This is a genomic window from Mycobacterium europaeum (assembly GCF_034555895.2).
In the GTDB taxonomy this organism is placed as follows: Bacteria; Actinomycetota; Actinomycetes; order Mycobacteriales; family Mycobacteriaceae; genus Mycobacterium; species Mycobacterium europaeum.
Genome location: NZ_CP157315.1, coordinates 909,556 through 930,707 on the forward strand (window position 1 = coordinate 909,556; position 21,152 = coordinate 930,707).

The window sequence follows — 21,152 nt, forward strand, 5'->3', positions numbered from 1 at the left end:
CTCACCGGCCCTGGAATTTCGGGCCGCGTCGTTGCCGGAAGGCTTCCAGACCTTCTTTGAAATCCGCTGTCCGGCAGGCCAGTTCCAGATTGAACAGCTCCTGGGTCATGGTCTGACTCAGCGTTGCGTCGTGGCCGAAGCCCAGTGCCTGCTTGGTCAGCCCGATCGCCACCGTCGGCCCGGAGGCGAGCCGCTCGAGTAAGTCCTCGGCCGCGTCGTCGAGCTGGGAGGGGCCGACCGCTTGGTGGATCAATCCCCAATCGGCCGCATCCTGCGCGCTGACCTTCTCGCCCAGCAGCAGCATTCGCCTGGCCCGCGCCAGTCCCACCAGCCGGGGCAGCAGCCAGGTGGCGCCCGAATCGGGGCTGAAGCCCCGGTCCACGAAGGGCTCCCAGAACACCGCGTCGGTGGCGGCCACGGTGAAGTCGGCTGCCAGCGCGAGGTTGCAGCCGAAGCCGGCGGCCCATCCCCGCACACTGCAGAGCACCGGCAACTGGATGCCGGCGACGAGCTCGATCACGCGATGAGCGGCATGGGGGATCCGCCGGACCAGGTCGCCGGCGCGGGGACGCTGCCGGTCGTTGGTGGCGACCCAGTCCACTCCGGCGCAGAAGTCCTCGCCGCCACGGATGTGCACGGCGCGCAGCGAATCATCGGCGGCGGCAGCGGCGAGCGCCTCGACCAACGCGCTGATCATGCTCTGGCTCAACGAGTTACGCCGGGATGGGCGATCGAGCGCTATCCGCAGCACCGCGCCGTCCCGGCGCACTGTCACCGAACCGTCGGCGCCGGCCGCGTCGGCCTCCTGACTCACCGTCGAATCCGGCCTTTCTGCCGTTACGGTTACCCATACAGTAGGCAATACGATTGATACGCTGTATAAGTTAGCAGGGTACGCCGCCGCCGGAAATAGCCGGGCCGGAACCCGATCGAAAAGGGAGATGCATGGCCGTGCAGGAGGGGCGAGCGGAGGGCTGGACCGGACCGGAGTCGACGCGCCAAGGTGCCGCCAGATTCGGCGAGCGGCCACTCTCCCAGACCATGGCCGCCGCCGGCGCCATGCGGCGGCTGAGCTCATTGCTGCTGGCGCTCGAAAATCCCCATCCCACGGTCGACACCATGGTGGCGAAGTTCGCGGAATGGGAGAGCGAACTGTCTGCCGCGGCCCCGGTGGACAACGCGCCGCGAATCGGCGACGTCCCCGACGATCCGCGGCGCGTCTATCTCGACCACGCCACCGACATCGGCGCCTACAACCCGTGCTTTCCGGAGTATCGGTTCGACCGCCTCGATGCCGACCGGGCAACCGGGCGAGTCAACTTCCCGCTGGTCTACGAGGGCCCGCCGGGATCGGTGCACGGCGGTTTCCTGGGCGTCTTCTTCGACTGCGTGATCCAGCACCACAATTGCGGGACGGGGCTTTCCGGCAAGACGCGGTCGCTGGTCGTGACGTTCCGCCGGCCGACACCGGTGTTGACCGAGCTACGGTTCGACATCAACCGCTCGCAGGTCGAACGCGGCATCGCATCGACGGCACGGCTGCTATCCGACGGTGAAGTGCTGTGCACCGGCGAGGTGAACACCCTGGCGTCACCGCCGGAAAGGCTGGCCGGATTCCAATTCGGCAGGCGGCGAAGGGAGTCCGACACATGACAGTCCCGAGCGCCTCGGACGATCGCGTGCTGTTCGAGGTGGACCCCGACCGCCGCATCGCCACGATCACGCTGAACAATCCGGCGCAACGCAACTCCTACGACGCCGCCATGCGCGACGCTATCGCCCGCTGTCTGGATCGGGTGGCCGAAGACGACGACCTCACGGTGGTGCTGTTGCGCGGCGCCGGCGGCGTCTTCTCCACCGGGGCCGACATGAACAACGCCTATGGCTGGTACGGCGACAAGACCACGCCCGGCGACGCGTCGGGCCGGCGCCGTCCCAGTCAGCGCCGGCGACTTACCGTCGACCGCAAATCTTTTGGCTTCTACCACAACTTCATGGGCTTTCCCAAGGTCACGGTGGGCGAGATCACCGGCTATGCGCTCGGCGGCGGCTTCGAGATGGCGCTGATGACCGACATCTCCGTGATCGCGCGCGACACGAAGGTCGGCATGCCGGCGACCCGCTTCCTCGGCCCCGCGCTCGGCAGCCTGCACATGTTCTTCCACCGGCTGGGTCCGGTGCTGGCGCGGCGCCTGCTGCTGACCGGCGACATCGTCGAGGCCGGCGAGCTCGAACACCTCGGAATCTTCACCGACACCTGCGATTCCGCCGCCGTCCCGGCGCGGGCGCGGTACTGGGCCGAGAAGGCAGCGAAGATGCCCGCCGACGGGGTGGTCATCGCCAAGGAGGCTTTCCGCCTCGTCGAACAGAACCAGGCATACCAGGGTGAGGAAGTCGCGAGCTATCTCTTCCACGCCTTTGGCACCAACCTGCAATTCGGGCCGGGGGAGTTCAACTTCGTCAAGACCCGCGCACAGCACGGGACCAAGGAGGCGTTCCGGCTCCGCGACGAATACTTCGACGTGCCGGAACCCGAGGCCTAGTAATCGGAGTCCGGCTAGCGTGCGGCCGGGGCCTTGGTGCGTGCGCGCGACGCGGGCGACTTGGCCGCCTTGCGTGGCCGGGACGGCGCTGTCTTGCCGCCTTTCGGTCCTTTGCCCTCCTCGATCAACCGGCTGGCGTGATCGAGGATGCAGCGAAGGCCGTACTCGAAGTTGGTTTCGTCGGGAGCGCCGATCCGGTGACCGATCCGGCTCACCTGGGCCAGCAGCGGGGTCTTCTCGGGGTCGATCGCGACGGCCTCCTCGATGGCACGCGCACCCACGTCGGAGGATTGGTTCTTCTCGTAAAGCCGCTGCAGCACCACGGAGCCGCGGACGTGCACAGAAACCGCCGAGTAGGTGTCGAAGGCGTCCTCCGGTGACAGGCCGGCCTCGACCAGGTTGGCGATGGCCTTCTCCATCTCCTCGGCGCCCAGCCGCGCCGCCTTCGGGCTGAGCGCGGCGCGAATCAAAATCAGGTCGCACAGAATTGGGTTGCCCATGAAGGTTTTACGCATCAGGCGCGCGTGGTTGGCCAACGTCTCGCGCCAGTCGCTGGCCTCGACGTAGGGGGTGGCGAACCGATACTTGCTCAATGCGCGGTCGGTCATCGCGTTGAGCAAGTCGTCCTTCTTGCGGAAGTACCAGTAAATGCTGGTGACACCGACGCCGAGATGTTTGCCCAGCAGCGGCATGCTCAAGTTGTCGATCGATACCTGTTCCGCGAGTTCAAATGCGCCACTGATGATGTCATCGGGGTTGATGGAACCGCGTTCGCGCCGTTGACGCTTGTCGGCGGTAGCTTGCTTTGCCACTACGGGCACCTCCATCACGATGTATCCTGTGCGTACGGTCGGAGAGTCGGGCGAACTCACCTGCGCATACCTAGGCTCGTCGCCGCTCGACGATGAACGTCAACCGGCAGTTCCGTGCGTTTTTCCTCTGCTACTGTAATACCTATCGTAGGCTTTTTGGTAACGACGGCTGGGCGGGCGAAGATGACCGGGCTGAAGCCATTGACCGAGTCAGCCGATGAGCCACGGGAATTGCCATGGATCTAGGCCTGGCGAATGCCGCGACGGTAGTAGTCGGCGGTAGCCGCGGGATGGGTTTGGCGGCGGCCCGCTGCCTTGCCGACGAGGGCGCCCGGGTCGCGGTGGTGGGCCGCAGTCGCGACGTCCTCGATTCCGCGGTGGCGGACCTGGCGGGACGCGGTAGCGCGGACGCCGTCGGCATCGTCGCGGACATCGCCGACCCCGGGCGGGTTGAGGAGGCATTCGCCGACCTCGGCCGGCGATGGGGCGGTGAACTCAATGTGCTTGTCAATACGGTCGGTCCGGGCGCGGCGGGCACGTTCGACGATCTGACCGACGAGCTGTGGCGCCAAGCCGTCGAAGACGGGGTGATGGGGATGGTGCGCTGCGTCCGCGCGGCGCTTCCGTTACTGCGCAAGGCGCACTGGGCGCGGATCGTCAACTTCTCGGCGCACTCGACCCAGCGACAGAGCGTCATGCTGCCCGCCTACACGGCGGCCAAGTCGATGCTGACCAGCGTCTCCAAGAACTTGTCCCTGTCCTTGGCCAAGGACGAAATCCTGGTCAACGTGGTCTCGCCCGGCAGCATCGCCTCCGAGTCGCTGGTCGGTTGGGCGGAATCCGTGGGTGTCGACGGTGGCGATCCTTACGCGCTAATGGACGCCATTGCCAAGCACTTCGGCCATCCGGCGCACATGCCGCGGGCGGGGCTGCCGGAGGAGATCGGGCCGGTGGTCGCCTTCCTCGCCTCACGGCGCAACTCCTACATGACGGGGGCCAACATCAACGTCGACGGCGGTTCGGACTTCACCTGACCGCCCGGAACTCAACGGCTCGGCCGGAAAGGAAGGAGTCGACTGTGGCGACGGCAAGCGAGGCCCGCGCGTGGGCGCGTGGCGCATTGCGGGGAATCGGTGACTCGCTCTATACCCCGTTCTGCGGGCCCGATGGCGACGACATCGACTGGGAGGCATACCGGACGCTGGTTCGTTACTGCGTAGGCGACCTCGGGCATCCGATGTTGTGGTGCACCAGCGGACTCTCGGAGTTCTGGGCGTTGACCATCGACGAGCGAAAACGCTTGCTGGAGGTCGCCATTGAGGAAGGGCGTGCCGCCAATCCCGAGGTCGTCGTGCAAGCCTGCACGGCGGCCATCACCGCGAAGGACTGTCTGGAGTTGACATTGCACGCCCAGCAAGCCGGCGCCGACATCGTCTATATCCAAACGCCGATGATGGAGGTGCACGGCGGCGAGGGGGTGCTGCGATTCTTCAACTACATTGCCTCGCGTACCGACATCGCGCTGGGCATGTTCAACTCACCGTCGTCCGGCTACGTGCTGACCGCGGCCGAAAGCGCGCGGATCTACGACGAGGTGCCCGCGGTGTGTGCCACCAAGGAGGGCGCTTTTCGGCCGGCGAACAGCCGGATGCTCCATCAGCTGGCCCCCGGCCTGGTGCTCTGGGAATGTGACAAGACGGTGTATCGCGCCGGTTGGCTGCGCGACGGGATCGTCTGTCCGGCGCAACTGGGCACGGCGGGCTATCTTTTCGAGACGCCGCAGCGGCGATTGTTCTCGCAGTACTGGGATTTGGTGCAAAACGACAAGCTGCTCGAGGCGATGGACTTCGGCCGCGAGTCGGGCCTCGACCAGTTCGACCTCGACGTCGGATCCTGGTGGACGTGCTACCCGGGCCGGCCGGATTATTTCACTCACTGGGGTGGCGCGTTCAAGTACGCCGCCTCGCTCCTCGGGTTGCCGATAGGTGCCTATCCGCATTCCCGGCCACCCCAGGCGGAGTTGCCGCCAGAGGCCAAGGCGCAGATCGAGAGCGCCTATCGCCGACTGGGGCTCATCGAGGCCTAGTGGGCGGCCAAAACGGCTGCGTCACAACTGCACACATGGAAATCGGAGGCCCGGCCACCGCGGTGACCGGGCCTCAACTCAGCGATTTACTGTTCGGCCCGCTCGCGCGCTTCAGCGGCCTTGGCCTTGCCGCGGGCCTTCTCGGCCGCGGCTTCCTTCTTCGCCGCGCTGCGTTGAGCGTCGGCCTTGTCTTGCTGCGCCTGGCCCTCGTTGACCAGATCGTTGCGGCCGATGATCGTGCCCACGATTTCCTTGGCCTTGCCGAAGACGGCTTCGACGACGCCCTGGATCAACTCGACCGGGCCGCTCTTGATGTCAACCATTGCGATTTCCCTCCCTGGTAGTGGGTATGTGTGTTGGCTTTCCCTGTTCGCCGGCACGAGGAAACGCGATCGGCCCGTGGTGCTCGCCACACGTGGGACACCGGGGCTGCGCGCGGGGCGACGAGTGGCGCCCCGATGGCGGTCATGCGTGCGGTTCAGCGAGCCGAAATCCGCTGTTCGGCCGGGGTGCGTGGGCGCGTGGAGCCGGTTGTGGAAAACGGTACCGATAGGTATACAGTATGCGTACAAAACACCCGGAATTGCGCGTGAGGAGGTAGCGGGGGAGATGTCCGGCAGGGACGACGCTTCCGGGGACGCGGTGCTCTACGAGGCGACCGGCAGCGGCGTCGCGATCCTGACCTTCAACCGTCCGGACCGCCTCAACGCCTGGGGGCCGGACCTGGCCGCCGGCTTTTACGCCGCGATCGACCGCGCCGAACAGGATCCGGCCATCCGCGTGGTCGTGCTGACCGGCCGGGGCAAAGGATTCTGCGCCGGTGCGTATCTGGGCACGCCGAATTCCGCACCGAGCTACGGCGACACGATGGAGAAGGCGAGTCAGACCAACCTCGCCGAGTTGGTGGGGGAACGCCCGCCGCATTTCGTGACCACCCTGCGCAAGCCCGTTGTCGTCGCCATCAACGGCGCCTGCGTCGGCATCGGCCTGACCCAGGCGCTGATGTGCGACGTACGGTTCGCGGCCGCCGGCGCCAAGTTCGCCGCGGTCTTCGCCCGCCGCGGACTGATCGCCGAGTTCGGCATCTCCTGGATCCTGCCGAGACTGACAACCTGGGGCGTGGCCCTGGATCTGCTGTTGAGTGGCCGGACCTTCCTCGCCGAGGAGGCGGCCGAGCTCGGCCTCGTCAAGGAAGTGGTCGCGCCCGAGGATCTGATGACGCGAGCGCTGGAGTACGCGGAGGACATCGCCCGCAACTGCTCACCGGCGTCGATGGAAGTGATCAAGAGGCAGGTATACGGCGACGCCACTCGAGACGTCATGGACGCCACGTCGCGCGCCGAGGTCCTGCTGCACGAGGCGATGCCACGGCCGGACGTCATCGAAGGCATCACCAGCTTCCTGGAGAAGCGCCCCCCGCAGTTCCCCTCGCTCAACCCGACCGACGCTTAGTGCTCGCCGGTAGCACCGGAAAGGATGATCATGGCCAGCTTGGGTTACCAGGCGATCGACGTCGACAACCACTACTACGAACCGCTGGACGCCTTCACCCGCCACCTGGACAAGAAGTTCAAGCGGCGGGGCGTGCAGATGCTCAACGACGGCAAGCGCACCTGGGCCGTGATCGGAGATCGGGTCAACCATTTCATCCCCAACCCGACCTTTGACCCGATCATCGTGCCGGGCTGCCTGGACCTGTTGTTCCGCGGCGAGATCCCCGAAGGGGTCGACCCCGCCTCGCTGATGAAGGTCGAGCGGCTGGCCGGCCACCCCGAGTACCAGAACCGCGACGCGCGCGTTGCGGTGATGGACACCCAGGACATCGAAACGGTGTTCATGCTGCCGACTTTCGCGTGCGGCGTCGAGGAGGCGCTCAAGCACGACATCGAGGCCACGATGGCTTCGGTGCACGCGTTCAACTTGTGGCTCGACGACGATTGGGGCTTCGACCGGCCCGATCACCGAATCATCGCCGCGCCCATCATCTCGCTGGCCGACCCGGCCAAGGCGGTCGAGGAGGTTGAGTTCGTGCTGGCGCGAGGCGCCAAGCTGGTGCTGGTGCGGCCCGCGCCGGTGCCCGGCGTGGTGAAGCCGAGATCGCTGGGCGATCCGAGTCACGACCCGGTGTGGGCCCGGCTTGCCGAGGCGGGTGTGCCGGTGGGCTTTCACCTCAGCGACAGCGGGTATCTGCACATCGCGGCGCAGTGGGGCGGCAAGGCGACCTTCGAAGGATTCGGGGAAAAGGATCCATTGGATCAGGTTCTCCTCGACGACCGTGCCATCCACGACACGATGGCCTCGATGATCGTGCACGGCGTGTTCACCCGCCACCCCAAGCTCAGGGCGGTCAGCATCGAAAACGGGTCCTACTTCGTGCATCGGCTGATCAAGCGGCTGAAGAAGGTCGCCAACAACTACCCGCGGCATTTCCCCGAGGACCCGGTGGAGCAATTACGCAACAACGTGTGGATCGCTCCCTACTACGAGGACGATCTGCCCGAACTGGCCAACGTCATCGGCATCGACAAGATCCTGTTCGGGTCGGACTGGCCGCACGGCGAAGGCCTCGAGACACCGGTCTCGTTCGTCGCGGAACTCAATGGCTTCAACGAAGCCGACGTCCGAAAAGTGATGCGCGACAATGCGCTCGACCTGCTTGGCGTCCCGATCCCGTCGGCCGCTTAGCAGCCCGCGCCATGAGTGAATGGACTGTGGGCGCGGTTCTGGACGCCATCGCCGACGCCGTGCCCGACAGGCTGATGACCGTGTGCGGCGACCGCAAGAGCACGTTCTCCGATTCCGCGGTCCGCACCAACCGATTGGCGAACTACCTCGAGGAGAAGGGTTTCGGCGTCTACGCGGCCCGCGAGGACTTGCGGCGCTGGGAGTGCGGCCAGGATCGTATCGCGCTGCTCATGTACAACGACCTGTACCCCGACATGGTCATCGGGTGCCTGAAGGCGCGCACCGTCCCGGTGAACGTGAACCACCACTACTCGGCCAGGGAGATCCGCGACCTGCTCGACTACGTCCGCCCCCGGGGCATCATCTACCACCGCTCGCTCGGCGCGCGGTTCGCCGACGTCTTGCCGCCGATCGGGACGGAGTTGCTGATCTCCATCGACGACGGCAGCGCGGTTCCCCAACTGCCGAAAGCGATCTCGCTCGACGACGCCCTGGCGTCCGTCAGCCCCCACCGCGAGGACACCGGGTCTCCCGACGACCTCATCATGATGTGCACCGGCGGGACGACGGGGCGCCCGAAGGGGGTGCTGTGGCGACAGAGCGACATGTACGTGTCGTCGATGGTGGGCGCCGATCATGCCAGCGTCACCGAGATCCACGATAAGGTCGCCGCGGGCGGGCAGCCGTGGTTCGCCGTCTCGCCGCTCATGCATGCCGCCGGCATGTGGACCGCCTTCTCCGCGCTGTGCGCCGGCCTGCCCGTGGTGCTCTACGACGACCGCAACAGGCTGGACGTGCGTTCGGTGTGGGAAACCGCGGAGCGCGAGCAGGTGGGCATGATGACCATGGTGGGCGACGCGTACGCCGGCCCGCTGATCGCCGAGCTGCGCGCGGGTTCCTACGACTTGTCCTCGCTGCACGCGATCGGCACCGGAGGCGCCGCGACGAACGCGAAACACAAACGCGCGCTGATGGAATGTCTGCCGCACATCACCATCATCGAGGGCTACGGGTCGTCGGAAAGCGGCAACATGGCGTTCGGGCACAGCCGCGAGGGAACCGCCAGCGAGACCTTTCAACCCAGGGCCGGGGCCACCGTGGTGTCGGCCGACCGCAGCCGGTTCCTGCAGCCCGGTGAGCGAGAAGTCGGCTGGGCCGCCAGGACCGGCCGCATTCCGCTCGGCTACTTCGGTGACGCCGAGGCCACGCAACGGACCTTCCCCGAGATCGAGGGCCGGCGGGTGGTGATACCCGGCGACCGGGCATCGCTCGAGAAGGACGGCACCATCCGCCTGCTGGGCCGTGATTCGCTGGTCGTCAACACCGGCGGCGAAAAGGTTTTCGTCGAAGAGGTCGAAGAAGTGCTGCGCGCGCAGCCGGGTGTCGTCGACGCCCTGGTCGTGGGGCGGCCAAGCGAGCGATGGGGCCAAGAGGTAGTCGCGCTGGTCGCGACGCAACCCGACGCGCGGCTCACCCAGGACACCCTCTACCGCGCGTGTACGGCACAACTGGCCCATTTCAAGGCGCCCAAGGCCGTCATCTTCGTCGAGCAGATCGAACGCCTCGGCAACGGCAAGCCCAACTACCGTTGGGCCAAAGAGCAAGCCACTCAACACGTTCCGGTGACCGTGCCGGTAGGGTCCGAACCCGAAGGAAGTCATGAACACCAAAGCGATTGACTGCCTGGTGAACGTCCACTTCGGGGAGGCCGAATCTCAGCCGACGTGGATGCTCAAAGTCAGGGACGACTACTTCAAGGGCCCCGAGTCGATGTTCGCCCCGGTCGACCTCTCCGAATTGCTCGCCGAGATGGACGAACAGGGCGTGCAGAAGGCGATCCTGATGGACTCGCTCGCCAACCCGTCCACGACCGCGCGCAAATTCGCCGAAGCCAAACCGGATCGGTTCGCGTTGGCCATGGGAGGGGTCAACCTGCTGCGCCCGGTGCCGTCGCTGCGCCTGCTCGCGGCGATCGTAGGTGACCTGCCCGTCGCGTATGCCGTAGTGGGGCCGAGCTTTTGGGGCGACGGCCAATACCCGCCCAGCGACGCCGTGTACTACCCGCTCTACGCCAAATGCGCGGAACTGGACCTTCCGCTCTGTATCAACACCGGGATCCCGGGACCGCCCATACCCGGCGAGGTCCAGCACCCCATGCATCTGGATCGGGTGTGCGTCCGATTCCCCGAACTGCGGCTGTGCATGATCCACGGCGCCGACCCGTGGTGGGACGTCGCGATCCGCTTGCTGCTGAAGTACGCGAATCTGCGCCTCATGACTTCGGCGTGGTCGCCCAAGCGGCTTCCGGAGAGCCTGCTGCATTACATGCGCACGCGCGGTCGCGACAAGGTGATCTACGCGTCCGACTGGCCGGTGCTGCCCATGCGGCGGGTCCTCCCCGAGGCCCGTGCCCTTGATCTGCCGGCCGACGTGCTGGATAACTACCTTTACAACAACGCGCAGGACTTTTTCTTCGGCGACCGCGCCTGACCGAGAACGGGAGCACTTGACGATGGACCGCTTCGAACTACGCCGACTGGACTACAGCCTGTCCGACGACCATGTGGCCCTGCAGAATGCCTACGGGCAGTTCTTCAAGGCGCACTGCTCCATCGAAACTGTCCGCGCCGCAGAGCCATCGGGTTTCGACAAGAACCTGTGGGAGAGGTTGTGTGCGATGGGCGCGACCACGATGGCATTGCCGGAGTCCTGCGGCGGTGACGGCGCGACCCTGGTCGACCTCACCCTGGTGGCCGAGGAGATCGGCCGGTCCCTGGCGCCGGTTCCGTGGATCGACCATGTCTGCACCGCGCGGTTGCTGGGGCGACTCGGCGCGCTGGGTGAGGGCGCAGCCGGGGTGGCCGACGGCGAACAGCTTGCCGCGCTGGACCCGCGCATCGACGCCGGGCGCGGCCCGCGGTTGATTCCCTCGGGGTCGATCGCCGACCACATCGTCGTCCGCGAGGGCGACGAAGTCGTGCGCCTCACCTTCGCCACCCGCCCGGCGAAGGTCGACAACATCGGCCGCCTGCCGATGGCCTGGGTCGATCCGGCGGCGGCCGACACCCGTGAGGTCGTCGCCTCAGGCCCCGATGCCCTGGCGAGTTACCGGCTGGCACTGGACGAATGGCGGCTGCTGACCGCGGCGGCGCTGGTCGGGCTGGTGGAGGAGACCATGACCATCGCGGCCGAATTCGCCAAGACGCGATACACGCTGGGCGTGCCGATCTCCACGCTGCAGGCCATCTCGCATCCGCTGGCGAATATGGCCATCACCGTCCAGGGCGGACGCAATCTGGCTCGCCGCGCCGCCTGGTTCCTGGACAACGAACCCGGCGAACGCCCCGAATTGGCGCCCTCCGCCTTCGTTTTCATGGCCGAGGAGGCAGCCAGGGCGGCGACCATGGCGGTCCACATCCAAGGCGGCCTCGGGGTCTCGGCCGAGGCCGCGGCGACGGCGTATCTGGTGCGTGCCCGAGGATGGCCACTGGCCGGAGGCGATCCGGGGGCCACGGCCCAGCGGGTGGGCGAGATCGTGGCCGCCCGCGAGAGCGCGGCGCAGCCGGCGTAGGAAGGGGCAACATCATGGATTTCTCTCGCGTCGAGCTGTCCGAAGCGGACGAGGCATTCCGCAACGAAGCGCGCAGCTTTCTGGCCGCGCACATGACCGAAGAGGTCAGGCGTCGGGACAGGGAAACCGGCGACAATTTCGACGAGAGCTTGCACCTGAAGCTCGGCGCCGCAGGTTATTTGGCGGCGGAGTGGAAGCCGGAATCAGACGGCGGTTTTCCCCGGGTGCGGCGCCGCATCTGGGAGCTGGAGAAGCGGCGAGCACACGTGCCATGGGTGACCTGGGGGACGACCGCGATGGTGGCCCGTTCGGTGGACAAGTTCGGGTCACCGCAACTGCGCGACGAAGTGCTACCGAAGGTCTTCAGCGGCGAGGTGCGGTTGTGCCTCGGCTACACCGAACCCGAAGGTGGCTCCGATGTCGCCACCTGCAAGACCCGCGCGGTACGGGAGGCGGACGGATCGAGCTGGGTCATCAATGGCTCCAAGATGTTCACCACCGGCGCCCATAACTGCCAATACGTCTTCCTGATCACCAACACCGCCCCGGATGCGCCGAAACACCAAAGCCTCACCATGTTCCTGGTACCGCTGGATTCGCCCGGCATCGAAATCCAGGGCATCCGCACGGTGGATGGCGATCGGACCAATATCGTCTACTACAGCGAAGTCCGTGTGGACGACAAGTATCGGCTGGGGGAGGTGAACGGCGGCTGGACCGTGCTGCGCGAACCGCTCAACGTCGAGCACGGCGCCGTCGCCGCCGCCCCGGACGGTCTGCAGGACACATCGATCATGATGCATCAGGCCGGCTTTCTGTCCGAGGCGGTGGACAAGGCGGCGGCAGGCATGGCGCGGGCCGACGGCGACGGGCGCCGCCTCATCGACGACGCGTCGGTCGCGTATCGGCTGGGCCGCTGCGTTGCCCGACTGGAGACGGCGTTGGCCACCCCGAGCATCTTCGGCCGGGTCGCCATCGCACAAACGATGCGCGACATCTCCCCGGACCTGATGGACATTCAAGGCGCCGCGTCCGCGCTGCCGTACGGAACCGAGGCGGCCGCCGACGACGGTAGCGCCGAATACGCATACCGGTTCGCCCCACTGGTGGGAATCTACGGCGGCACGCTGGAGGTCTTCCGCAACATGATCGCCCAATACATGCTCGGGCTCGGTAAGCCCGCGTACGCGCCGCCGGTCAAGAAGGTCTCCTGACCCGACGCCACCGGGTCGCTGCCTGGCGAACCCGGCCGGCCGTCAGCCGTGCCCGTAGATGATCCGCAGCATCTTGAGATTGATCCGGATGAAACGCCCGAACTGCACGAAGAGGTTCTGCCGCATCCGCAGTCTTGCCGGAGTCGGCAGCGGTGCGTCGGCGATGCGCTCGGCCGTCAGTGCGTTCACGTCCGCGTAGGAGGTTTCGTCGTCCATCGAAGTGCCTTTCACTCGGGGATCAGCCACCAGAATGGGCGGGCTTTCGCCTTGTAAATGAAGAGATGGTGCAGCAGCAGCTTGATCCAGTGGCCGGCCAGGCCGAGCTCACCGGAGGTGCCGGCGATGTCACGACCCGTTTGCGGGTACTTCACCGGATCGGGTACCACCGGGAACATCGTCATCGCGGCGGCCGAGCCTTCCCGCAGACCGGTGCCCGCCGAGGCGACGCACGCGGCGCCCATGGTCGACATCGAGGCGCGGTGCGCAGCCGCGGTCGTTCCCTTGGTGATTCGATCGCGGATGGTCTCGGCAACCGTCTTGGCCATGATGCCCGACGGCATGCCGGTGCGCGGCGGGCTGGGCGTGATGACGGTCCCGTTGGGACTCGTGCGCGGCCGGGAGATGGGATGCGGGGGCGCAAACGCGATGCCCGGGGCGAAGATGTTCGGATAGGCCGTCGACTCGTAGGTGTGGGGCCAGTCCGCCGCGGACCATTCGTCATACGGTTTGCCCGAGTAGTCCGCGTCCACCTTCATGAAGCCTGACGGCGCGAACAGGACGGAACTGATGTCGTTGCCGTCCTTGTCGTATGCCGTCAGCGCGGCTCCCTTGAACGGCGGTAGGAGCATGGCGAAGTCGAAGTCCAACTCGTGCTCTTTGCCGTCGAGTTGCTCGTAGCGCAGCTTGCCGTCCATCACCTCGTGGACGCCGGCTTGGGTGATGGCTTTGACGCCGCGCTCACGGAACAGCGACTCCGTCCACAACCGGCTGGACTGCACGAAGCCCTGATCGACGAAGCTCATGCCACCGACGCCGAAGTCGCCCAGTTCGTACTCGTTCGTGAGGTAGACGACCTCGGCCAGGTCTCGCACGCCGGCGGCGCGCAACGTGTGCTCGACGTTGAAGGCGTACTCGAAGGCCGCGCCCTCGCAGGTGCAGGTGCCGTGTCCGACGCCGATGACCAGGCGCTGCCTCTCGCCGGCCTTCAGCCTGGCGATGACCCGGTCGAGCGCCTCGGCCGCCTCGACGGCGTGGGCCGCGGTGCACACCGAGTATGAGTGGCCGCCGGGTCCGAGCCCGGGCGTGGCCGCGAAGTTCAGGCGCGGTCCGGTGGCATTGATGAGGTAGTCGTACGTCATGGTGCCGCTCTGACCGTCGTGTTCCTCGTCGGTGTAGGTGAAGTCCACCGATGGCGCCGGCTGATCTTTGGTGCCTTCCGGATGGATCGCGGTGGCAAACGCTTGATGAAATACGATGCCCTTGCGGCGATAGATGGGTCTGAGCGGGATGAGGACCTTGGCCGGATCCATGCGGCCCACCCCGACCCAGATGTTGGACGGGATCCAGTTCCAGTCGGCATTGGGGGAAATCACGACGACTTCGTGACTGCGGCCCAGCCATCGGCGAAGGTGTAGCGCGGCGGTATGCCCGGCGATGCCGGCGCCGAGGATGACGACTCGTGCCATGATGCTCCTCTGTTCCATACGCCGGCATCGACGCGCGGCGCGATTACCGCGCGTGGGAACGCCGGGCGCTCCGAGGCCAGATTGCGCGCCGCGGGGACGCGTTTCTAGGGCCGATGGACTCTATTGGCCGAGGTATATGCGCACCGAAGGAAAAATCAGCCGGACCGCGGGAATACCCCTACCCGTATAGGTATTGTACATGCCATGACTGAACACAACCACTACCAGCAGGTGCTGGACGACCTCAACCCCCAGCACCGTGCCCTGCGCAAGATGATCCCTGACGTGTACCGGGGTTTCGCCGAGATGAGCAACGGCGCACTGACCTCGGGCGCCTTGGACAAAAAGTTCAAGGAGCTGATCGCGGTGGCGATCGGGGTCGTCGCCGGGTGTGATGGCTGCATCGCATCCCACGCTCAGGGCGCGGCCCGTGCCGGCGCATCGAAGGAAGAGGCCGCCGAGGCGATCGGCGTCACCATCCTCATGCATGGTGGCCCGGCGACGATCTACGGTGCGCGCGCATACAGCGCATTTTGCGAATTCGCCGACAAGATCGCGGAGGACGCCGCGGGGCCTGCTCAATGAGCGGCCACCGCCGTGTCGATCCAATCCTCACCCTCAATTCCCGATAGGAGCAACCATGACCGTCAAGACGCTGACCGCCGAAGATTTCGAGTCGACGGTACTCACGAGCCCCATTGTGCTCGTTGACTTCTGGGCCACTTGGTGTGGGCCGTGCCGGGCTTTCGCGCCGGTCTTCGAACGGTCCTCGCAGAGCCACCCGGATATCGTGTACGCCAAGGTGGACACCGACGCCGAGCGCGAACTCGCCGCGGCCGTAGGCATCCGCTCGGTGCCGACGATCATGGCGTTCCGCGACGGCATCCTCGTTTACAGCCAGCCGGGAGCGATGTCACCGGCCGTGCTGGACGACTTGATCGACCAGGTCAAGGGTCTTGACATGGAGCAGGTGCGTGCCAAGATCGCCGAGCGCAAAGCCGCTGTGAAGGCATAGTGGCGCAATCGTTTCGCCCTGGACAGTAGGGAGCAACCATGTGTTACGCCGTGCGCTGCCGGCGCTGCGGAAAGGTCACCTGGGCGGGGTGTGGCGCACACGCCGACAGCGTGATGAAACGCGTGCCCAGCGATCAACGATGCACCTGCGGCCAGAGCGCCGGCAGGTAGGGCCGCGGGCCGCCCCACCGGTGCTGATCGGCTGCGCTCAGGTCGTCAGGATGGTCGCCGCGGCCGTGCCCGGCGCCCCGTAGAGTTGGGCGAACCCGACGCGCGGCTCACCGGCCACCTGGCGATCGCCGGCCTCACCGCGAAGTTGGCGCACCAGTTCGTGGATCTGCCGCAGACCCGACGCCCCGATCGGCTCGCCGTTCGCGATGAGCCCGCCGTCGGTGTTGATCGGCATGGAACCGCTTATTTCGGTGGCACCGTCGGCGAGCAGCTTTTCCTGCTCGCCGTCGGTGCAGAACCCGCACTCGGCCATGTGGATGATCTCCGCGCCGGCGTCGGTGTCCTGCAGCTGGATGACGTCGACGTCCTGCGGCGTCACACCTGCCTTCTCGAACGCGGCGCGGGAGGCGTACACGGTCGGGGAGAGGTCTTCGTCGACCGGCGCGAACGTCGTGTTGACCTCGTAGGCGCCATACCGGCGGGTGCGCACTTCGACCGCCCGCAAGAAGATCGGCGTGCGGGTGTAGCGGTGTGCGATGTCCGCCCGGCACATCACCACCGCGGCGGCCCCCTCGTCGGGCGCGCAGAACATGTACTGCGTGAGCGGGTAATTCAGCATCGCTGAATTTAGGATGTCGTCTTCGGACATCGGCTTGCGGCGGAAGGCATTGGGATTCATCGCGCCATTGCGAAAGTTCTTGGCGGCCACCTTGGCCAGCGTTCGGTGGGAGATGCCGTGATCGTGTAGGTACCGGTTGGCCTTCATCCCGAAGAACTTGGTCGTCAGGTACTGCCCGTTCTCGGCATACCAGCGCGGCATCCCCACCAGCGCCGGGTCCTCGGTGAATGCGCCGCGCGGGTGCTTGTCCAGCCCGATGGCGATCCCGAAGTCGTAGTCGCCCAACCGGATACCGTCGGCGCAGGCCTTGGCGGCACTGGCCGCGGTCGCGCAGGCGTTGAACACGTTGGTGAACGGGATGCCGGACAGCCCGACCATTGCGACGATGGCGTCGGGATTGGCCACCGTCCAGCTGCCGCCGGTGGCGGCCTGGATGTCTCGCCATTCGATGCCCGCGTCGGCGATCGCGAGTTGGATGGCGTCCGCGGCCATCGCCATGGCGGACTTGCCCTCGAAACGACCGAACGGGTGCAGGCCGACGCCGATGATCGCCACGTCATTCACGCAATGGCTCCCGAGTCCTTCAGTTCCTCGATGCGGTCCCAATCCATGCCCAGTTCCATCAGCACGATTTCCGTGTGTTCGGAGGCCTGGGGCGCTCGCGTGGTCACCAGGGGCTCGTGGTTGAACTGCACCGGGCCGCGCACGACCCGGAAAGGCTTCCCGCCGCCGGCGAGTTCGACCTCGCTGATCATGTCGTTGGCGAGGGCCTGTTCGTCGTCGATCAGGTCGAGCAGGCTTTGGAACGGCGCCCACTGACCCCTCATCGTCTTCAGGTGTTGCCGCCAATAGTCGAAGGGCTTGGCCGCGAAGGCCTTTGCGATCAATTGGGCGGCCGCGTCGGCATTCTGGATCAACGGGAGCACGTCGGAGAAGCGCGGATCGTCGGCCGCCTCGGGGATGCCGAGGTGCTCGAACGTGTCGCGGATCAAGCCGGTCGGGCTGATGATGCATAGGTTGATGGTGCCGCCGTCGGAGGTTTCGTAATTGCCCATGAACGGATTCACCGACGCTGCCGAACCCGGCATGGGCGTGCGCATGACTTCGCCGGTCTCCATGCCCTGCGTCACGCTCGCCCCGGCCGCCCACCAGGCCGTGCTCAACAACGACACATCGAGCTCGAGGGCTTCGCCGGTGCGTTCGCGATGCAGCAACGCGGCCGAGATCCCACCCGCGATGAACATGCCGCCGATAGAGTCACCGAACGCGGGGATGCCTTGTCCCAGTGCGCCGCCCAGCTCCTCGGGCGTCAGCGCGTACCCGATGCCGCTGCGCGTCCAGAACGCCGTCCCGTCATAGCCGCCCGTGTCGCGCTCGGCGCCCTTGTCGCCGTATGCCGAGCCGCGTGCGTAGACGATGTTCGGGTTCACCGCGCGAATGTGTTCCACGTCGAACTTGTGCTTCTGCCGTTGTGCCGGCATGTAATTGGTGAGGAAGACGTCGGCGGTCTTGGCCAGTTCGTAGATCACTTCCTGGCCGCCCGGCGTGGAGACGTCGACGCCGACGCTGCGCTTGCCCCGGTTGGGATGCTCCATCAGCGGGTGCCGCTCGGGGTCGACCTGGATGCCGCCCATGTTGACGAAGCCGCGCTGGGTGTCGCCGCGCAACGGGTGTTCGACCTTGATGACGTCGGCGCCCCAATCGGCCAGGATGGCACCCGCCGCCGGGACGAAGGTGAATTGCGCAAGTTCCAGGACCCGGAAGCCCGACATAACTTTGGTCATTTTCGGACCCTACTTCGCGTCGAACGTCACGGGAAGCGCCGTCGGTGAGCGGAAGGGCTGGCCGTGGATGTGCGGGTCGTCGTCGGTGAGCAACCGGACATTGGCCACCCGGTCCAGGAGGCATTCGACCGCGACGCGGGTCTCCAGCCGCGCCAGGTGCAGCCCGAGACATGTGTGCTCGCCGGCGGCGAAGGAGATGTGCGGCAGCGGCGTGCGGAAGATGTCGAATTCTTCGGAACGTTCCCAGCGCCGCTCGTCGCGGTTCGCCGACCCGATGCACACACCGACCACCGAACGCGCCGGGATCTCGACACCTTCCAGCTCGGTGTCCTCGGTGGTGAAGCGCTGGACCGTGGTCAGGGGCGTCTCGAAGCGCAACCCCTCCTCGATCGCCTGCGGCAACAGCCCGCGGTCGGCCTGGACCGCGGCGAACTGGTCCGGGTGGGTGAGCAGCAGGTACAGCAGGTTGCCCGATGACCGGTACGTGGTCTCCAAGCCGGCCGGCAGGAGCAGCCGCAGGAAGGAGTAAATCGCTTCCTCGCTTAGCTTTTCGCCGTCGATCTCCGCCGTGACCAGGTCGCCGATGATGTCTTCGGTGGGACGGGATCGGCGCAGTGCGATCTGCTCGAGGAAGTAGTCCTTGAGCGCGGCCGACGCCTCGAAGGCGTGCTCGTAGTCGACGTGGTAGCTGATCAGCTGCACCGCGCGCTTCCGGAACGTCGAGAGGTCGGCGGCGGGCAGCCCCAGCAGGCGGGCGATGACACGGGTGGGGAATTCGAACGTGAATTGCCGGACCAGGTCGGCTTCGCCGGCGCCCGCGAACTCGTCGATCAGGGCGTTGCAGATAGGCCGCACAATGGTGTTCTCCCAACGGGCCAACGCCTTGGACTTGAACGCCGCGGACACCAGGTTGCGGTGGTCGCGGTGCTTCTTTCCCTCCATCGCCAGGATGGTGGGCCCCATGAACAGGCCGATGGTCTTGTCGTACGGCGCGGAGCTGAACACCCGGCCGTCCCGGAATACCTTGTTCACCGCATCGAAGGACACCGCGGAGAATTCGCGCTTGGGGATCAGCGACTCGGGCGTTTTGGAATAGTTCATGACCGTCCCGCGGAACACCCCGGACGCGCGGCGTTTCCGGGCGAAGAACGGATAGGGGTCACGCAGGCTGACGGTCTGGCCATCGGCACCGGCTGCCGCGGGCAGGTTGGTCGTCACCCTAGATCTCCAGCATCGTCAGCGGGAACGGCAAGGCGCCGTGCGTAAGATCATACTGTAATACCTACAGTAGACAATATGGGCGCCCGGCCCGGTGTCAGCCGTTGGCCGCCTGTTCGCGCGCCCACCGGTAGTCGGCCTTGCCGGACGGGCTGCGCTCGATTGCCGCGCGGAACACGATCGCCTTGGGGAGCTTGTAGCGGGCCAGCGATTGCGAGGCGTGCGTGACCAGTTCCTCGGCGTCGGGGTGGGCGCCGTTGGCCAGCGCGACGACGGCCACCACCTCCTGGCCCCAGCGTTCGCTAGGCCGTCCGGCGACCACCACGTCGGCGACCGCCGGGTGCGACGCGATGGCGGTTTCGACCTCCTCGACGAAGATCTTCTCGCCGCCCGAGTTGACCGTCACCGAATCGCGCCCCAGCAATTCGACGCTGCCATCGGCGTGGTGGCGGGCCCGGTCACCGGGAATCGCGTATCGCACACCGTCGATGACGGGAAACGTCTTGGCCGTCTTGGCCGCGTCGCCCTTGTAGCCCAGCGGAACGTAACCGCGCTGCGCGAGCCAGCCCATGCCGTCGTGACCGGGTTCCAGGATGGCGGACAGGTCCTCGGCCGCCACGAACGTGTCCGGCCCCGCATTGAAGGTGCCGGTCGACACCGCGCCGGACGTCGACATGTGGTGCATCTGTGCGCCCGTTTCCGAGGAGCCGACGCCGTCGACGACGACGGCGTTGGGGAGCGCTTCGATCAATCGCTGCTTGACGTAGGGGGTGAGCAACGCGCCCCCGTTGGCGACGACCGCCAGCGACGACACGTCCGCGGTTCCCTTCTCGATGGCGGCGACCAACGGGCGGGCCATCGCGTCACCGACCACCGTCACGACCGTCACCCGTTCGCGTTCGATGGTGCGGACGACGTCGTCGGCGTCCATCCGGTCCACGATCGAAGGGAAGACGACGGATTGCCCGGTCGTGATCGCGGTCATCACGCTCCACTGGGCCGCGCCGTGCATCAGCGGCGGCAGGACCATCAACTTGGTGCCGGGGCCGGCGGCCACCCCGGCCGTGATCGCCTCGACGGATCCAAAGGGCTCGCCGGTCATCAGGTTGCGCCCGCCGAAGGACGTCATGAAGATGTCGTGTTGGCGCCACAGGACGCCTTTCGGCATCCCCGTCGTGCCGCCCGTGTACAGGACGTAGAGGTCGTCGGGTGAGTGTTGAACCGGGGGTGGCGTCGGCGCGCAGGAGGCCAGGGCGCTCTCGTAATCCACTGCGCCGTAGATCAACTCGTTGCCGGAGTCGTCGGCGATCTGAATCAGCACGCGCAGCTGGGGCAGATCCGGCAGGATTTCGGCCACCCGCGGCGCGAACGCGGCGTGGTAGATCAGCGCGGTCGCCCCCGAATCCGCCAGCAGATACTGCAGCTCGCTCTTGACGTAGCGGAAATTGACGTTGAACGGCGCGACGCGGGCCCCGAACGCGCCGAGCAGCCCCTCGACGAACTCGTTGCCGTTGTAGGCGTAGATGCCGAGAAGGTCCTGGCCGACCTCGTGACCGTCGAGCGTGGAGCGTTCGGTGTGGCAACCCAACCCGCGCGAGTGCAGGTATGCGGCCAGACGGGTGGAGCGTTCGATCACCTTCTCATAGGTATAGCGCCGGTCCCCTTGGACGATGAGCTCTCGATCGGGGATTGCCGCGGCCACGGCCCTCGCGACGGCCGGTACCGTGAATGTCGTTGGGGTGTCTGACAT

General features: G+C 66.4%; 21 protein-coding genes. 12 read left to right on the plus strand and 9 right to left on the minus strand.

All coding sequences use genetic code 11. The features are described from left to right. Position 1: 1 nt before the first annotated feature. Positions 2 to 814: an enoyl-CoA hydratase/isomerase family protein gene (locus U8D42_RS04425; RefSeq protein ID WP_322859094.1), complete on the minus strand. Its 813-nt coding sequence runs from the start codon at positions 812 to 814 to the stop codon at positions 2 to 4. A 131-nt stretch (positions 815 to 945) separates the two neighbouring features. On the opposite strand from U8D42_RS04425, the gene U8D42_RS04430 reads away from it, so the two are divergent. After that, complete coding sequence (locus tag U8D42_RS04430) at positions 946 to 1,653, plus strand: hypothetical protein (RefSeq protein WP_085239179.1); 708 nt, start codon at positions 946 to 948, stop codon at positions 1,651 to 1,653. After that, positions 1,650 to 2,543, plus strand: coding sequence for an enoyl-CoA hydratase/isomerase family protein (locus U8D42_RS04435; RefSeq protein ID WP_085239178.1), 894 nt, complete (start codon positions 1,650 to 1,652; stop codon positions 2,541 to 2,543). The genes U8D42_RS04430 and U8D42_RS04435 overlap by 4 nt, the downstream gene beginning before the upstream one ends. Before the next feature lie 14 nt (positions 2,544 to 2,557). On the opposite strand, the gene U8D42_RS04440 is transcribed toward U8D42_RS04435, so the two are convergent. Then, a complete protein-coding gene (locus tag U8D42_RS04440) occupies positions 2,558 to 3,370 on the minus strand; it encodes a TetR/AcrR family transcriptional regulator (protein WP_085239177.1) in 813 nt (270 codons plus the stop codon). 221 nt (positions 3,371 to 3,591) lie between these two features. On the opposite strand from U8D42_RS04440, the gene U8D42_RS04445 reads away from it, so the two are divergent. After that, positions 3,592 to 4,389, plus strand: a complete 798-nt coding sequence (locus tag U8D42_RS04445) for an SDR family NAD(P)-dependent oxidoreductase (RefSeq protein ID WP_322859093.1) — start codon at positions 3,592 to 3,594, stop codon at positions 4,387 to 4,389. Between the two features lie 44 nt (positions 4,390 to 4,433). Further along, positions 4,434 to 5,441 carry a dihydrodipicolinate synthase family protein gene (locus U8D42_RS04450; RefSeq protein ID WP_322859092.1) on the plus strand — a complete coding sequence of 336 codons (1,008 nt, stop codon included), beginning with the start codon at positions 4,434 to 4,436 and terminating at the stop codon, positions 5,439 to 5,441. An 86-nt stretch (positions 5,442 to 5,527) separates the two neighbouring features. Here U8D42_RS04450 and mbp1 read toward each other — a convergent pair whose 3' ends face one another. Beyond that, entirely contained in the window at positions 5,528 to 5,764 is a 237-nt protein-coding gene (gene mbp1, locus U8D42_RS04455) for a microaggregate-binding protein 1 (protein ID WP_322859091.1), read from the minus strand. Positions 5,765 to 6,050: 286 nt separating this feature from the next. Here mbp1 and U8D42_RS04460 point away from each other — a divergent pair, with 286 nt between their 5' ends. From U8D42_RS04460 to U8D42_RS04485, 6 genes are read left to right on the plus strand one after another with little or no spacing between them, the layout of a single operon-like run. Continuing rightward, entirely contained in the window at positions 6,051 to 6,893 is an 843-nt protein-coding gene (locus U8D42_RS04460; RefSeq protein WP_322859090.1) for an enoyl-CoA hydratase, read from the plus strand. 30 nt (positions 6,894 to 6,923) lie between these two features. Next, positions 6,924 to 8,126 carry an amidohydrolase family protein gene (locus tag U8D42_RS04465; RefSeq protein WP_322859089.1) on the plus strand — a complete coding sequence of 401 codons (1,203 nt, stop codon included), beginning with the start codon at positions 6,924 to 6,926 and terminating at the stop codon, positions 8,124 to 8,126. Positions 8,127 to 8,137: 11 nt separating this feature from the next. Beyond that, positions 8,138 to 9,805: an acyl-CoA synthetase gene (locus tag U8D42_RS04470; RefSeq protein WP_322859088.1), complete on the plus strand. Its 1,668-nt coding sequence runs from the start codon at positions 8,138 to 8,140 to the stop codon at positions 9,803 to 9,805. After that, complete coding sequence (locus U8D42_RS04475) at positions 9,786 to 10,616, plus strand: amidohydrolase family protein (protein ID WP_322859087.1); 831 nt, start codon at positions 9,786 to 9,788, stop codon at positions 10,614 to 10,616. Before U8D42_RS04470 ends, U8D42_RS04475 begins: the two co-directional genes overlap by 20 nt. Before the next feature lie 22 nt (positions 10,617 to 10,638). Beyond that, on the plus strand, positions 10,639 to 11,697 hold the full coding sequence (locus U8D42_RS04480) for an acyl-CoA dehydrogenase family protein (protein ID WP_322859086.1): 1,059 nt from the start codon (positions 10,639 to 10,641) through the stop codon (positions 11,695 to 11,697). A gap of 14 nt (positions 11,698 to 11,711) precedes the next feature. Further along, entirely contained in the window at positions 11,712 to 12,911 is a 1,200-nt protein-coding gene (locus U8D42_RS04485) for an acyl-CoA dehydrogenase family protein (protein ID WP_322859085.1), read from the plus strand. Between the two features lie 42 nt (positions 12,912 to 12,953). Here the strand turns inward: U8D42_RS04485 and U8D42_RS04490 are convergent, their stop codons facing one another. Both U8D42_RS04490 and U8D42_RS04495 read right to left on the minus strand, forming a co-directional pair. Beyond that, a complete protein-coding gene (locus U8D42_RS04490) occupies positions 12,954 to 13,127 on the minus strand; it encodes a hypothetical protein (RefSeq protein WP_158089947.1) in 174 nt (57 codons plus the stop codon). Between the two features lie 11 nt (positions 13,128 to 13,138). Next, positions 13,139 to 14,596: an NAD(P)/FAD-dependent oxidoreductase gene (locus U8D42_RS04495; protein ID WP_322859084.1), complete on the minus strand. Its 1,458-nt coding sequence runs from the start codon at positions 14,594 to 14,596 to the stop codon at positions 13,139 to 13,141. A 204-nt stretch (positions 14,597 to 14,800) separates the two neighbouring features. Here U8D42_RS04495 and U8D42_RS04500 point away from each other — a divergent pair, with 204 nt between their 5' ends. Beyond that, positions 14,801 to 15,181, plus strand: a complete 381-nt coding sequence (locus tag U8D42_RS04500) for a carboxymuconolactone decarboxylase family protein (RefSeq protein ID WP_085239168.1) — start codon at positions 14,801 to 14,803, stop codon at positions 15,179 to 15,181. Positions 15,182 to 15,236: 55 nt separating this feature from the next. Then, a complete protein-coding gene (trxA, locus tag U8D42_RS04505; RefSeq protein ID WP_085239167.1) occupies positions 15,237 to 15,611 on the plus strand; it encodes a thioredoxin in 375 nt (124 codons plus the stop codon). Between the two features lie 207 nt (positions 15,612 to 15,818). Here trxA and U8D42_RS04510 read toward each other — a convergent pair whose 3' ends face one another. The 4 genes from U8D42_RS04510 to U8D42_RS04525 all read right to left on the minus strand — a co-directional run bounded on the left by U8D42_RS04510 (position 15,819) and on the right by U8D42_RS04525 (position 21,152). Then, positions 15,819 to 16,964: a thiolase family protein gene (locus U8D42_RS04510; protein WP_322859083.1), complete on the minus strand. Its 1,146-nt coding sequence runs from the start codon at positions 16,962 to 16,964 to the stop codon at positions 15,819 to 15,821. Further along, the gene (locus U8D42_RS04515) at positions 16,961 to 18,172 is read right to left on the minus strand and encodes a CaiB/BaiF CoA transferase family protein (RefSeq protein WP_085239243.1); all 1,212 of its coding nucleotides are present in this window, start codon (positions 18,170 to 18,172) and stop codon (positions 16,961 to 16,963) included. Before U8D42_RS04515 ends, U8D42_RS04510 begins: the two co-directional genes overlap by 4 nt. 21 nt (positions 18,173 to 18,193) lie before the next feature. Next, positions 18,194 to 19,402, minus strand: a complete 1,209-nt coding sequence (locus U8D42_RS04520; RefSeq protein WP_322859082.1) for a cytochrome P450 — start codon at positions 19,400 to 19,402, stop codon at positions 18,194 to 18,196. A gap of 97 nt (positions 19,403 to 19,499) precedes the next feature. Continuing rightward, a complete protein-coding gene (locus U8D42_RS04525; RefSeq protein WP_322859081.1) occupies positions 19,500 to 21,152 on the minus strand; it encodes an acyl-CoA synthetase in 1,653 nt (550 codons plus the stop codon).